Source organism: Cohaesibacter marisflavi (genome assembly GCF_963665895.2).
GTDB classification, from domain to species: domain Bacteria; phylum Pseudomonadota; class Alphaproteobacteria; order Rhizobiales; family Cohaesibacteraceae; genus Cohaesibacter; species Cohaesibacter marisflavi.
This window is the reverse complement of sequence record NZ_OY762534.1, coordinates 63,261-76,862: the sequence shown is the minus strand read 5'-3', so window position 1 is coordinate 76,862 and position 13,602 is coordinate 63,261. Positions and strand designations below refer to the sequence as shown.

Genomic DNA, 13,602 nt, shown 5'->3' with positions numbered 1-13,602 from the left:
AATGCGTTCTAAAGGAGGCTGAGATGTCATCAGACACCTCACGCAAATCAACTGCGCGCAATTCCTTTACCCAAGGCTCCCTTGCGTCGCTTTTTGCCCAAAATGCCCTACCCATCATCTTCGTGATGAGCATGAACGGTCTTCTGGCTGTCGTGGATGCCATTTATCTTGGTGTCTATGTCGGTGCAGAGGCCCTTGCGGCCGTCACACTGATGTTTCCCATCTATATGCTCGTCGTGGCGCTCTCCACGCTGGTTTCAAGCGGCATGTCCTCGCTGCTTGCCCGGCATCTGGGCGCAGGCGATATGCTCCGCTCGAGACAGCTCTTTTCCGGCTCCCACGGGCTCGCCCTTCTTATCAGCATCCTGCTGATCGGTGCGTTCCTCCTGTTTGGCCATCACATCACGATGCTCATGGCGAGCGGTGATGATGCTCTCTCAACGATGGGACACATCTATTTGCGCATCACAATACTGGCCACTCCGATTGTCTTCATTCTGGCGCTGCATGGCGACGCCCTGCGCAACGAAGGGCACGCCCCTCTCATGGCCGCCATGAGCCTGTTGGTGACGCTGGCCAACATCCTGTTCAACTATGTCCTGATCGCTCTCATGAACATGGGCGTTGCCGGTTCGGCCTATGGCACGGCAGCAGCGCAGGGACTGGCCCTTGTCATCGTAATTGCCTATCGCCATTGGGGAGCTTGCAAACTCACCCCGACGGAGATTGTCAGGCATTCGCCGTTGAGTGACTGGAAGGCCATTTTGGCCCTCGGCGCGCCACAAAGCCTCAGCTTTATCGGCATGTCCATTGTCTCCACAGCCACCATCATGGCGACCCAGTGGATGGCAAGCCCCAATTATGCGGTGACAATCTCGGCCTTCGGCATAACGACGCGCATCATGACCTTCTACTTCCTGCCGTTACTCGGTCTGTCCTTTGCGATGCAATCCATCACGGGCAACAATTTCGGCGCACAAAAGTGGCACCGGTCAGATGCAAGTCTGCGCATTGCATTGGTGTTGGCACTCGTCTATTGCCTCATCGCCGAACTGTTGTTCCTGCTTCTGCCAAGAGCCATCGGCGGGCTTTTCGTCAATGAAGAGGCCGTGATTGCCGAGGTGGGGCGGATCATGCCGTTGATGACGCTCATGATCATTGCTGCGGGGCCTCTACGCATCGTTGCGGCCTATTTTCAAGCCATTGGCGACGCCAAACGAGCCGCCATGCTCAGCTTGACGAAGTCATACATCTTCATGCTGCCACTGCTGTTTGCCTTGCCGCTCCTGCTGGGAGAACGGGGTATCTGGCTTGCCAATCCTATTGCAGAATTGCTGCTGCTCGGCACGACAACTCTCTTACTCATGCAAACAGCCCAGAGAACAAACCGCAGATGGGGCCTCTTCACAACCCCAAGGGAGACGGAAAAATGAGCAATAGTCCCACAACGGCTGAAGAGGCCAAAAAGCAGGCCAAACTGTTACGCTCCAAACTGAAGGACGACGGACTGGAGATCTCACACAGCAAATCACTGGAACTGATCGCCCAGCAATATGGCTTTCGGGACTGGAACACGATGTTCGCCCGCTTTGGCAACCGCCCCACCCGCGCGTGGCAACAGGGCGATCGCGTATCCGGACTTTATCTCTCGCAGGCATTTCAAGCAGAGATCATCGCCGTCAAAAAGCTCTCAGATGGTACGTATCGGCTGACATTCCAATTTGACCAGCCGGTCGATGTCATCACCTTCGAGGGCATGAGCAACTATCGAAGCCGCACCTCACAGGTGATCGGACCAGATGGCACGACCAGAGAGAAAACCTCTGATGGTCGCCCGCACATGATCCTCGAAATCTAGGCTTGCCAATAGAAGCGAAAAAGAAAGGCGCGAGCCCCAAGCCCGCGCCTTTTTCACAAAAAGCTGTCGCCCTCATCTCCAATCCAGAAGGTCAGAGTTGAGGCAGTCCGGCATTTAGCTTGTAAAGCGTGGAAATGGTGGTCGTATCTGCCACGCCGTCGACCAGCTCGGGCCGGAAATGAAGCTGGAACGCCCGCACGACTTTCTCGGTCTGCTCATCAAAAACACCCGTGATCGGTGCGTTGTAGCCATAAATAGCCAACATTGATTGCAGCGCCTGAATGGGTTGCCCCTCGTCGCCCAACTGGAAGAAGCGCCCACCGCCAGACACCTCGGGATCGGCCCAATGTCCGGCACCGGCTGCCGCCAGCTGCTTCCATGGGAATTTCACGCCCGGATCAACCTTGCGCCCCGGCGATACATCAGAGTGGCCTAGAACGCGATAGTTGGGAATCTCGTTGCGCGCGATAATGTCCATACAGAGCATGTGCAGGATGTCGAGCTGCTTTTCACCAAACTCTTCATGCCCGGCATTAGCAATTTCGATACCGATCGAGCAGCTATTTATGTCTGTCTCGCCCTTCCAATAGGCATCGCCGGCATGCCAGGCGCGCTTGGATTCATCAACCAGCTGCACAATCGTGCCATCACGATGCAGGAAATAATGGGCAGAGACTTCACTCTCGGGATTGCAGAGCCAGTCCAGAGCCTGCGCATCATCTTCCATACCCGTATAATGGAGCAACAGCATATCGACCTTGCGACCATCTTTACGCTCACCGAAATTGGGGGAAGGTTTGTCCTCGCAGGGGCAATTTGTCTGTGCTTCGAACGGCATGACACTCTCCATGAAACCGCAAATAGGATAAAGGATCTGAGCGGGTTCGTCAGACCGACCGTTTCTTAGCGCAAGCCGCGCTCAATCTCAATCATTGACCATGCGTTATTGATGGCAGCCAGCTTTTCGGTGGAGATCCGCACAAATTCTTCGGGCACACCTCGGGCAATCAACCGATCAGGGTGATTCTCTCGCACCAGTTTGCGATAGTGGCTTTTGATTTCCTTGTCGCTCATGGAGCGTTCGGCTTCCAGAATGGTATAGGGGTCCTGTTCATCCGGCTTCACATGGCTCATCTTGATGCGCTCGAAGCAGCGCTCGGGAATGCCGAATATTTCCGCCACATGCTCCAGATAGAGCATTTCCCTGTTGTGCATGACGCCATCAGCGCCAGCAATCATGAACAGACCATCCAGAATATCGGCCAGCGGCTCCATGTCGTCTTCATAAAGAGCGGCGATTTGCTTGGCATAGGCCTCATAACCAGCAACATCCTGCTTGGCCAGGTTGAACATGCGCTGCACATTGCGCTCTTCCCCTTCAGGGATGGAAAAGAGTGTCTGGAAGGCATTGATTTCATCCTGCGTCACGACCCCGTCAGCCTTGGCCATTTTGGCAGACAAAGCAATCACAGCGACCGTAAAGGTGAGTTGTTTGCGATCTATGCCGCTGCCAAGCCCCCGCACGGTGGTAGCGACCTTCTCCACGAATTGAGAAATCGCTTCACTCTGACGGAGGTCTTCAATCAAACTGCCGATCTGGCTCCAAATGCTCATGAGATCTCCTGAACACCCATTCCTCGCAAGCATCATTCCTGCGCTTGCGATCAATTTATGTGATAAGCGCCGGAATTACGAGCCATTGTTAGCCAAAAAAAGGCGACTTGCCACAATGAGGCAGCTTTGTGCCCGAAAACTGCGCAGGAGAATAGGGAAAGCCCGCTTAAGAGACAAAAGCCACACCAACAACCTCAACCTAAGGGGCAACTCCGCGTAGTTCTACTGACACACACGCCAGGTTCCCGCCTTGCCATGCAGGCCATGATCAAGATGGATATGATTCTGGTGATACTTGTCGCCGCCCGGTCCGATAACAGTTGTGAAATAGCGGCAAGCCTGCCGGTTGATGCTGCGCAGGAACTTTCCCTTCCGGTTCCGTTTGGCCCAATCATCCTCCACGGTCAGCACCGTCCCATCCTCAAGGGTGAAGGCACTGATATCAATTGCATTTGCCCGTCCATGCTCGGAGAGCTTGGCCCCACGCTTGTTGTTGCGCGGGCGACAGGAATAGGATGCGGCCACCCTGATTTCAACAACCGGCTGGCCCAACGTGTCGCGCGCCATCGGTTGAACGACCTCTGAAAAATAGCGATAAAGCTGCGAGGTCATCACACAGTTGGTCGTCGCATCCCTGTTGAACGCAACAGGATAGCGCCCACCCAAAGCCGAGACAGCGAATGGCGCCTTGCTGCCACATCCCCACTTTCCATTGATCGCAGGCAGGGCTTTTGCATCCACATAGCCTTTTTCAACAATTGGACATTTTTGAGCAGAAATGGATTTGTCTGGCCAGATGGCTTCACTCTGCAAATCCGATTGCGGAATCTCTTCAAGGTCCTGAAATCCACCGCAGCTGGTCAGGGTTGCCGGAGCTACCAACAATGCAAGAAGGGAGCGTTTCGTGATCGTGAGCTTCATCATATTTTGATTCCCGCTTGCAGCCACATTCAATTCAGCGCATCCTGAAGAGAAAAGGTTAACATAAAGGCAGCGCAATGGTTCAAGCATCGCTAGTGAAAGATCTCGTCGCCCCGGTCAGCCTTCTCGATACGCTCAAGGCAATCGACGCAGGAACCCTCTCCCCTGCAGACTCTATCGAAGCCTGCCTTCAGCGCCTCGCTCTCATCGAACAGCAGATCCACGCCTTTGTCTCCATCAACGGCCACGCGGTGAACGAAGCGAAAGAAGCGAAAGGCCCTCTTGCCGGTATCGCGCTTGCCGTCAAGGACATCTTCGAAACCCGTACGTTGGCGACAGAATATAACTCGCCCATCTACCGGGGCCACGAACCGGTGCGTGACGCAGCCCTTGTGACCATGGCAAGAAAAGCGGGCAGCACTGTGATCGGAAAGTCGATAACGACGGAGTTTGCCTTTCTGGATCCAGGCCAGACCCGCAACCCGCACAATCTCGATCATACCCCCGGAGGCTCTTCTTCCGGCTCAGCGGCGGCCGTGGCCTCCGGCATGGCCCATCTGGCCTTTGGAACACAAACGGGCGGCTCCATCATTCGCCCGGCTGCCTATTGCGGTGTTACCGGCTACAAGCCAAGCTACAGCCTCATGCCCAAAGTCGGCATCAAGGATTTTTCCTGGACATTGGATACGGCCGGGCTGTTCGCGGCCAAGGTGGCCGATTGTGCCTTTGCCGCCTCGGCCATAACAGGCCGCAACCTTCAGGTTGATCCCGAGGCTCCCTTCAAGCAGCCGACGCTGGGCATCATTCGCTGCCGCACATGGCAGGAAGCAGATACCGACTATGTCGCCCGCTTCGACATGATGGTTGAAAGCCTCAAGCGCTTCGGAACGCCCGTTGTCGAGCTGAAACCAAGCGAGCATTTCCTCAGTGCTTTCAAAGCGCACCAGATCATTCAGGATTACGAGGCTTCCCAAGCGCTGGCATGGGAATATGTGAACCATGCTGACCAGTTGAGCCCACTGCTCAGGCAGACACTCGATTTTGCCCAGACCATCACGCCATCGGATTATGATGAAGCCCTGATTTGCGCCCGCACGGCGAGAAGAGAATTAAGAGAGCAATTCGAGGACGTGGATGCATTGCTCAGTCTTTCCGCTTCCGGCCCTGCTCCGGAAGGCCTAGCCTCCACCGGCTCCCCCATATTCAACCGTATCTGGACCCTTCTCCATACCCCGTGCGTCAATGTTACCGGGCTTGAGACAGAGAACGGCCTGCCACTTGGAGTTCAGGTGATCGGACCGGAGGGTGAAGACCAGTCAACGCTCCAGATCGCCCATTGGCTCGAAGGCGCCATACTGCGCCATTTAAAGGGCTGAGGCGAAACGGCCAAAGTTCTATGCCGCATATCACCCGCTAGAAACGGATCGGAGCCGAATTCGGCTCTCCGATGCGCATGCAATTTAGGCAATTCAAAGAACAGAAAATAGGCACATGGCCATTCTCTAAGCAGCAAAACGAGGGGCAATTTTTACGATTTTTCGCATGCTGCAGCGCAATATCTGTTATCTTTCCCCTGTTTTTCTGTCACATGATTGTCGCACTTGAACCCAAGGCGCCTCAAGGACTTATTCATAATTTGGTAACAAAGTTACCCCCCTTCTCTGCGCTGCACCAACTTTTTCATTTCGCGAATTCTGAAAGTTGCCGTAGACTTCACGTCATGAAGGAAAGGCTAGGAGGAGAGGCTATATGGTCAAATCTATGAACATAATATTTGTTTGTGCGGCCTTTGTATTCATCGCTGCTATTGTCGTTGGCATTATTTGAGGAGGAGGCAACGACGATTGCGCTAGGCAGTGAGGCTGTCTTGCTCATACCCTTGAAAAGACGCAACTTTATTCGCCAGCACGCGAGTAAAAAAGCCGGGCAATGCCCGGCTTTTTTACTTTGTGAATACTTGGCGAAAAATCCGCTTTCCTATCTGAGACCTGCCTTTGCAATTGAGAACAGGCCTCCTGCCATCAGGTCCTGTAATTCAGGATAGGTGCCAGCCATTTTTCGGCTTCTTCCAAGCTCCATCCCTTGCGTTCCGCATAGTCGGCAACCTGATCCTTCTCGATCTTGCCAACGCCGAAATAGTAGCTATCCGGATGCGCAATATAGATCCCTGAAACAGCTGAACCGGGCATCATGGCACAGCTTTCAGTCAGTTTGATCCCGGTCTGGGCTTCCGCATCAAGCAGGCTGAAGAGCGTCCGCTTTTCAGTGTGATCCGGCTGGGCAGGATAGCCCGGCGCAGGACGGATGCCATCATAGCGCTCTTCGATGATCTCCTCATTGCTGAGTTTTTCATCGCTTGCATAGCCCCAGAATTCCTTACGCACCTTGGCATGCATCGCTTCTGCAAAGGCTTCAGCCAGACGATCAGCCAGAGCCTGCAACAGGATCTTGGAATAATCGTCGCCCGCCGCGTCAAACGCCTTGGCGTGCTCTTCCTCACCAAAGCCTGACGATACGGCAAAGCCACCGATATAATCCGCAATGCCGCTATCGGCCGGAGCGATAAAATCACCCATGGCAACACGAGCACGCGCCGTCCGTCCCGCCATTTGCTGACGCAAACCATAGAAGCGAGCCGCTTCCTGCACCCGGTTGTCATCGGTATAGACAACGATATCGTCGCCCACACTATTGGCAGGCCACAACCCGATCACGGCCCGCGCCGTCAGCCATTTTTCGTCAACGATCTTCTTGAGCATGGCTTGCGCATCGCTGAACAGGCTGGTCGCAGCCTCACCATAGACATCATCGTCGAGAATGGCCGGATAGCGCCCTTTCATCTCCCAGGTGGAGAAGAAAGGGGTCCAATCGATGAAGGGCACCAGATCAGCCAGATCATAGCTTTCAAAGCGTTTCGTGCCAATGAAGTTTGGCTTGGTAGGCTTATAGGTGTTCCAGTCGATCTTGAAGGCATTCTCACGCGCTTTATCGATCGTTAGACGGTTCTTCTTGTCCTGAGCGGCCTCATGTTTGCTGCGTACCTGAATATAGGTATTCTTGATATCAGCCACATATTCCGATTTTTCCCGAGACAGGAGCCGCGTGGCCACACCAACCGCACGACTTGCATCGGTGACATAAATCGCCTGACCATTGTCATAGTTGGGGTCGATCTTCACCGCCGTATGCACCTGCGAGGTGGTTGCGCCACCGATCATCAAAGGCTGATCAAAGCCCTCGCGCTGCAACTCCGCTGCCACATGGCACATTTCGTCAAGCGAGGGCGTGATCAGACCGGAAAGGCCGATGATATCGACCTTCTCGCGACGTGCAGCCTCAAGGATATCATTGGCAGGCACCATGACACCCAAATCGACCACCTCATAGCCGTTACACTGCAGCACAACGCCGACGATATTCTTGCCGATGTCATGCACGTCGCCCTTCACGGTCGCCATCAGCACCTTGCCAGCGCTCTGGTGATCGCCGTCCTGTTCTTCTTCCATGTAAGGCATCAGATAGGCAACGGCCTTCTTCATCACACGTGCCGACTTGACCACCTGCGGCAGGAACATCTTGCCATCGCCGAACAGATCGCCGACCACATTCATGCCGTCCATCAGCGGCCCCTCGATCACATCAAGCGTACGGGTTGACTTCTGGCGAGCTTCCTCGACATCTTCCTCGACATAATCATTGATGCCCTTGACCAGCGCATGCTCGAGCCGCTTTTCAACCGGCAGCTCGCGCCAGGCCAGATCAGCCACCTTGTGTTCGCCCTTCTGGTTGAGATAGCGCTCGGCGATCTCCAGAAGCCGATCCGTCGCATCATCGCGCCGGTTCATGACGACATCTTCAATGCGCTCCAGCAGCTCCTTGTCGATCTGATCATAGACCATCAGCTGACCGGCATTGACGATGGACATATCAAGCCCGACCTTGATGGCGTGATACAGGAACACCGAATGCATCGCCTCACGGACAAGATTATTGCCCCGGAAGGAGAAGGAAAGGTTCGACAGGCCACCAGACACATGAGCGCCGGGCAGATTTTCCCGAATCCACTTGGTCGCATTGATGAAATCAACGCCGTAATTGTTGTGTTCCTCGATACCGGTGGCGACTGCAAAGACGTTCGGATCAAAGATGATGTCTTCAGGCGGGAACCCAACTTCGTTGACCAGAATATCGTAGCTCTTCTTGCAGATGTTGATCTTGCGCTCGTAGCTATCCGCCTGTCCGTCTTCATCAAACGCCATGACAACCACAGCCGCGCCATAGCGCAGAATGGTCTTGGCATGGTCAACAAAGGCCTCTTTGCCTTCCTTCATGGAGATCGAGTTGACGACAGACTTGCCTTGCAAGCATTTGAGGCCCGCTTCGATCACGCTCCATTTGGAGCTGTCCACCATCACAGGCACGCGGGAGATATCCGGCTCGGACACAATGAGATTGAGGAAGGTCACCATCGCTTCTTCTGAATCAAGAAGCCCTTCATCCATATTCACATCGATGATCTGTGCGCCGTTTTCCACCTGCTGGCGTGCCACATCAAGAGCCGTTTCGAAGTCACCTTCCTTGATCAAACGCTTGAACTTGGCCGAACCGGTCACATTGGTCCGTTCGCCAATATTGACGAAATTGGTTTCAGGCGTCAGCGTGAAGGGTTCCAGACCGGACAGACGCATATAGGGCGTCATTGTCGGTATGGCACGGGCGTCATATTTCTTCACCGTTTCGGCAATGGCGCGAATATGGTCCGGCGTGGTGCCACAACAACCGCCGACAATATTGATCAAACCATCGCGGGCAAACCCGTCAATGATGCTGGCCATATGTTCCGGGCTCTCGTCATACTCGCCAAATTCATTGGGCAGACCGGCGTTCGGATAAGTGGAGATCCGCGTTTCAGCCACGCGGGAAAGCGCATCGATATGCTGGCGCAGTTCGGCAGCTCCAAGCGCGCAGTTAAGCCCCACGGCAAACGGCTTTACATGACGCACGGAGTGATAGAATGCCTCCGCCGTCTGGCCGGAAAGCGTGCGGCCCGATTTATCGGTAATGGTGCCTGAAATGATCACCGGCCAGCGCATGCCGCGGTCTTCGAATTCCTCTTCAATGGCAAAAAGCGCGGCCTTGGCATTCAGCGTATCAAAAATGGTCTCGACCGTCAGCGCATCCGCCCCGCCATCAAGCAGCCCCTTTGCCGCTTCCCTGTAGGCAGCCTTCAGCTCATCAAAGCTGACAGCCCTGTAACCGGGATTATTCACGTCAGGCGAGATGGAGGCCGTTCGGTTGGTTGGCCCCATGGCCCCAAGCACAAAGCATTTGCGGCCCGGAAAACGCGATTCTACATCCTCGGCAGCTTCTTTGGCCACCTTTGCACTCTCCACATTCAGCTCATAGGCCAGCTGCTCCATGCCATAGTCGGCCTGCGCAATGGTGGTAGAGGAGAAAGTGTTGGTACCGGCGAAATCCGCACCCGCCTCTAAATACTGACGATGGATGTCGCGAATGGCGTCAGGTTTGGTGATGGACAACAGATCATTGTTGCCCTTAAGGTCCTGTTTCCAGTCCTTGAAACGCTCACCTCTGAAATCCTCTTCGGTGAGGCCCAGACGCTGGATCATAGTACCCATGGCGCCATCAAAGATGAGAATACGCTCAGCGGCCAATTGGGTCAGCTGGTCATAGGAGGGGGCTAATGGCAAGATCGGCATGATCGAATTTCCTTAACGTCAAAAGGGCGGAGCGGACGGTTTGTCCGCTCAACGGGTCCCCGAATAGCTCAAAGATAGCTTAGTCCTGAATTATTGCTGAGGTCTTATGCCTTAACCGGACGCATGCCGAGCATATGGCAGATCGCATAGGACAGGTTCGCCCGGTTCATGGTGTAGAAATGGAAATCGTCCACCCCGCGAGAACGCAGATTTTCCACCTGCTCGGCAGCAACAGCCGCAGCCACCAGACGATGGGTTTCGGGATCATCTTCCAATCCTTCAAACCGGTTGGCCAACCATTGCGGCACACTTGCGCCAGTGCGAGAAGCAAAACCGGCCATCTGAACGAAGTTATGGATCGGCAGAATGCCCGGCACGATCGGAATGAAAATACCGGCGCGTCTGACCCGCTCAACATAGGCTTCATAATGGTCATTATCAAAGAAGAATTGCGTGATCGCGCGGGTTGCCCCTGCTTCCACCTTCTGGCGTAGCATTTCAATGTCTGTCGCAAAATCCGGACTTTCGGGATGTTTTTCCGGATAGGCGGAGACGGACACCTCGAAATCTCCGACGCGTTTGATCCCGGCTACAAGGTCTGCAGCATTAATATAGCCGCCCTCATGAGGCACATATTTCTCACCCACTCCGGCGGCAGGATCTCCGCGCAAGGCAACAATGTGGGTCACGCCCACTTCGGCATAGGAGCGCACAACGGCGTCCACTTCTTCACGCGTGGCGCTCACGCATGTCAAATGGGCAGCAGCCGGAATCCCGGCTTCCTTGATGATCCGCTTAACGGTAGCATGGGTGCGTTCACGCGTGGAGCCGCCGGCCCCGTAAGTCACTGAAACGAATTCCGGCTGCAAGGGAGCAAGGCGCTCGACACTGGCCCACAGGCTCTCTTCCATCTTCGGGGTCTTGGGAGGAAAGAACTCGAAAGACACATTGAGTTTGTGCGTTTCCTTGCTGCGGCGACCGCTGGGTTCTGCGTTATGGCTCATAATTTTTCTCTCATTCACGCTGGCTGTCTCCGGGAGGCAGAGCGCCGCGTTGTTTCATACTGTCGAATGTCTTTGGGACTTCAGAAGGCTCTGTTCAGTCTGTTTCTTTTGCGGCAACCAAGCCGTCGGTCTTTTCAGCCAGCCAGATCGAAACGGTCAGGGCCTCTCCAGCCAAAGCCGGATCATGTCCCTCATATCCAAGATCTCTGGCCAGCGTCACGGAGAAGCCGGCCTCCTGCATCCAGCGGCGCATGGCATCGTGGGAGAAGCCCAATCGCCTGTGCGCGTGATCCTTTCTCAAGAATTCATGGTCATGCGGCGCAAAGTCAACAACGAGAATGCGCCCGCCCGGTAGCAAAACCCGTCCCGCTTCCTGCAAGGCTGCCGACGGGTCATCGAGATAATGCAGGACCTGATGAATGGTAATAAGGTCAAACTTGCGATCAAGCGTAGCCAGATCGAGCAAGTCGCCTTGCTGAACATGCAGATGACCATGATTTGGCCCGTCCAGCCGCGAGCGGGCGATCGCCAGCATCGAGCGGTTGGAATCCAGTCCAAGGCCGTCGCGGCATCGATCCGCTAGCAAAGAGAGAATGCTGCCCGTCCCCGTACCCAGATCAAGCAACTGACTGATCTCCTGATCGCCCAGGGCCTCCAGAATAGCCCGCTCAACCGCACTTTCAGGAACATGCATGGCGCGCAACTCGTCCCAGCGATCGGCATTCTGCTTGAAATAGTCCGTAGCCTGTTGGGCGTTGGCTTCCTTGATTTGCCTGAGCCTGTCTCTGTCGCGCAGGATCATCGCGTCTTGCTGATCCAGATGACGTAGGGATGCCGAAATGAGATCGCCCTTGGCTTTATCCCGCGTCAGGCAATAATAAACCCACGCTCCTTCAGGCAAACGCTCCACCAATCCGGATTCATAAAGCAGCTTCAGATGGCGCGAAATGCGCGGCTGGCTCTGGTGCAGGATGGCTGTCAGATCCTTGACCGAAAGATCCCCTTCAGCAAGCAACGCCAACAAGCGCAGACGGGTCGGCTCCCCGCTTGCTTTCAACAACCCAACGATTTCATCCAATGACAACATGCCAGCACCTCAAAGATATAAAGATATCTTTATGACATAAGAATTCAAAAGACAAGAGCGACAGGCATGCGCTATCCACCATTTCAGACCGCACAGAGGTCTAAAGCACACATCGTCAACAAGATTTTTGTAAAATCAAAAGTGAGAAGGATAAGATTTTTCGGCTCGGATAATCAGCCATCACCTGATTATCAAGCATCGGAGCCTTGCCCCATCAAGCCTTTTGCATGGCCTCAAAAGCCATTTCCGCCACCCGAGGCACATCTTCGCTGGTGGCCAGATCAAACCACGGCAGATCATCGGCGTGATACCATTCAGCCTCAAGAGCATCATCCCCGGCCACCGGCTCCCCTTCCTGCCACTCGCACAGAACAGCCACCATGACATAATGGAATTGCAATCGCTCGGACTGATCGCGGGAGAAAGCTTCAAGCGTCGTCAGAATGCGATCCGCGCGCGCACGAATACCGGTTTCTTCAAACAGCTCCCGTTGGGCAGCCATTTCCAGAGTTTCCCCGAATTCAACCTTGCCTCCGGGAAAGCCCCATTTGCCAGCATCAGGCGGATTGGCGCGTCTGACCAGCAGAATATGACGCCCCCTGACCACCAGACTGAGCACAGCAACGCGCGGCTTTTGTTTCTGATTATCATTCATGGGAAAGGCGCCAAAGAACAGGACAAGAATAGACTTCTGAAGAATATGGCCGGCCACACAGACCGGCCATACAGAATTTGATCAATTATTCGCTTGGCGCCATACCCAAAGCATGCAGATACAGATCCAGCAAAGCTTCCATTTCCTGCCGCTCGTTGCTATCCTGTTTGCGCATGCGCACAACCTGCCGCATCACCTTGACGTCATAGCCATTGCCCTTGGCTTCAGCATACACGTCCTTGATATCGTCTGAGATCGCCTTTTTTTCTTCTTCCAGTCGCTCGATACGCTCCACAAAAGCACGCAACTGATCAGCGGCGACACCACCAGTATTTGACATTCCCTACTCCAATATTGGGTTCTGAAGCCTGCTACCGGGCCATGGCCCACAAGCAGCTTCTTTTAACCGCTCTCTAACCAAATTCTATTGCGACAAGATTAACACGCGCCATCGCGGCGAGAACAAGGCCACATCTATCCAGACCCTATACCAGTCCCCAACTCTGGAAAACATCAGGATTGAAATATGAAGCCAGAACGCCCGAACAAAGCCCCGGGCCTGTTTGGCACCTTAAGAAGAGGTCCGCTCGACATCCTGAGCCATGGTAGACAGAGCCGCCAAGATCATAAGGGCGCGATCTTTCGCAGGGGCACATAATAGCCAGCATGATGTGCAGAACAAGCATCAATTTGAGCAAATCCCAAATCACCGCCCCAATTACTCCAAAGTCCCCAGGCAGACT

At 54.4% G+C, this 13,602-nt stretch carries 11 protein-coding genes; 3 read left to right on the top strand and 8 right to left on the bottom strand.

What is annotated here, in order from left to right:
- Nucleotides 1-23: 23 nt before the first annotated feature.
- Together ACKPCT_RS01370 and ACKPCT_RS01365 are read left to right on the top strand one after the other, a co-directional pair.
- Nucleotides 24-1,433 (top strand): MATE family efflux transporter, encoded by a 1,410-nt coding sequence (locus ACKPCT_RS01370; protein WP_319568166.1) that lies wholly within the window; start codon nt 24-26, stop codon nt 1,431-1,433.
- On the top strand, nt 1,430-1,858 hold the full coding sequence (locus tag ACKPCT_RS01365) for a glyoxalase superfamily protein (RefSeq protein ID WP_319568165.1): 429 nt from the start codon (nt 1,430-1,432) through the stop codon (nt 1,856-1,858). The genes ACKPCT_RS01370 and ACKPCT_RS01365 overlap by 4 nt, the downstream gene beginning before the upstream one ends.
- Before the next feature lie 91 nt (nt 1,859-1,949).
- Here ACKPCT_RS01365 and ACKPCT_RS01360 read toward each other — a convergent pair whose 3' ends face one another.
- From ACKPCT_RS01360 to ACKPCT_RS01350, 3 genes are all read right to left on the bottom strand, one after another.
- Nucleotides 1,950-2,696: an N-acetylmuramoyl-L-alanine amidase gene (locus tag ACKPCT_RS01360; protein WP_319568164.1), complete on the bottom strand. Its 747-nt coding sequence runs from the start codon at nt 2,694-2,696 to the stop codon at nt 1,950-1,952.
- 65 nt (nt 2,697-2,761) lie between these two features.
- Nucleotides 2,762-3,472 (bottom strand): TerB family tellurite resistance protein, encoded by a 711-nt coding sequence (locus ACKPCT_RS01355; RefSeq protein WP_090074194.1) that lies wholly within the window; start codon nt 3,470-3,472, stop codon nt 2,762-2,764.
- Nucleotides 3,473-3,694: 222 nt separating this feature from the next.
- Nucleotides 3,695-4,396 (bottom strand): extensin-like domain-containing protein, encoded by a 702-nt coding sequence (locus ACKPCT_RS01350; protein WP_319568163.1) that lies wholly within the window; start codon nt 4,394-4,396, stop codon nt 3,695-3,697.
- 74 nt (nt 4,397-4,470) lie between these two features.
- On the opposite strand from ACKPCT_RS01350, the gene ACKPCT_RS01345 reads away from it, so the two are divergent.
- Complete coding sequence (locus ACKPCT_RS01345; protein WP_319568162.1) at nt 4,471-5,769, top strand: amidase; 1,299 nt, start codon at nt 4,471-4,473, stop codon at nt 5,767-5,769.
- Nucleotides 5,770-6,414: 645 nt separating this feature from the next.
- Here the strand turns inward: ACKPCT_RS01345 and metH are convergent.
- The 5 genes from metH to ACKPCT_RS01320 form a co-directional block, all read right to left on the bottom strand.
- The gene (gene metH, locus ACKPCT_RS01340) at nt 6,415-10,113 is read right to left on the bottom strand and encodes a methionine synthase (RefSeq protein ID WP_319568161.1); all 3,699 of its coding nucleotides are present in this window, start codon (nt 10,111-10,113) and stop codon (nt 6,415-6,417) included.
- Between the two features lie 104 nt (nt 10,114-10,217).
- Nucleotides 10,218-11,117: a methylenetetrahydrofolate reductase [NAD(P)H] gene (metF, locus tag ACKPCT_RS01335; RefSeq protein WP_090074188.1), complete on the bottom strand. Its 900-nt coding sequence runs from the start codon at nt 11,115-11,117 to the stop codon at nt 10,218-10,220.
- Nucleotides 11,118-11,211: 94 nt separating this feature from the next.
- Nucleotides 11,212-12,204 (bottom strand): ArsR/SmtB family transcription factor, encoded by a 993-nt coding sequence (locus ACKPCT_RS01330; RefSeq protein WP_319568160.1) that lies wholly within the window; start codon nt 12,202-12,204, stop codon nt 11,212-11,214.
- A gap of 214 nt (nt 12,205-12,418) precedes the next feature.
- Complete coding sequence (locus ACKPCT_RS01325) at nt 12,419-12,859, bottom strand: NUDIX hydrolase (protein ID WP_319568159.1); 441 nt, start codon at nt 12,857-12,859, stop codon at nt 12,419-12,421.
- 85 nt (nt 12,860-12,944) lie between these two features.
- A complete protein-coding gene (locus tag ACKPCT_RS01320) occupies nt 12,945-13,199 on the bottom strand; it encodes a DUF2312 domain-containing protein (RefSeq protein WP_090074184.1) in 255 nt (84 codons plus the stop codon).
- Nucleotides 13,200-13,602 lie beyond the last annotated feature (403 nt).

Excerpts from the sequence above, each read along its gene's own strand:
- ACKPCT_RS01370 (WP_319568166.1), top strand. The coding sequence starts at position 24 with ATGTCATCAGACACCTCACGCAAATCAACTGCGCGCAATTCCTTTACC.
- ACKPCT_RS01365 (WP_319568165.1), top strand. The coding sequence starts at position 1,430 with ATGAGCAATAGTCCCACAACGGCTGAAGAGGCCAAAAAGCAGGCCAAA.
- ACKPCT_RS01360 (WP_319568164.1), bottom strand. The coding sequence starts at position 2,696 with ATGCCGTTCGAAGCACAGACAAATTGCCCCTGCGAGGACAAACCTTCC.
- ACKPCT_RS01355 (WP_090074194.1), bottom strand. The coding sequence starts at position 3,472 with ATGAGCATTTGGAGCCAGATCGGCAGTTTGATTGAAGACCTCCGTCAG.
- ACKPCT_RS01350 (WP_319568163.1), bottom strand. The coding sequence starts at position 4,396 with ATGATGAAGCTCACGATCACGAAACGCTCCCTTCTTGCATTGTTGGTA.
- ACKPCT_RS01345 (WP_319568162.1), top strand. The coding sequence starts at position 4,471 with ATGGTTCAAGCATCGCTAGTGAAAGATCTCGTCGCCCCGGTCAGCCTT.
- metH (WP_319568161.1), bottom strand. The coding sequence starts at position 10,113 with ATGCCGATCTTGCCATTAGCCCCCTCCTATGACCAGCTGACCCAATTG.
- metF (WP_090074188.1), bottom strand. The coding sequence starts at position 11,117 with ATGAGCCATAACGCAGAACCCAGCGGTCGCCGCAGCAAGGAAACGCAC.
- ACKPCT_RS01330 (WP_319568160.1), bottom strand. The coding sequence starts at position 12,204 with ATGTTGTCATTGGATGAAATCGTTGGGTTGTTGAAAGCAAGCGGGGAG.
- ACKPCT_RS01325 (WP_319568159.1), bottom strand. The coding sequence starts at position 12,859 with ATGAATGATAATCAGAAACAAAAGCCGCGCGTTGCTGTGCTCAGTCTG.
- ACKPCT_RS01320 (WP_090074184.1), bottom strand. The coding sequence starts at position 13,199 with ATGTCAAATACTGGTGGTGTCGCCGCTGATCAGTTGCGTGCTTTTGTG.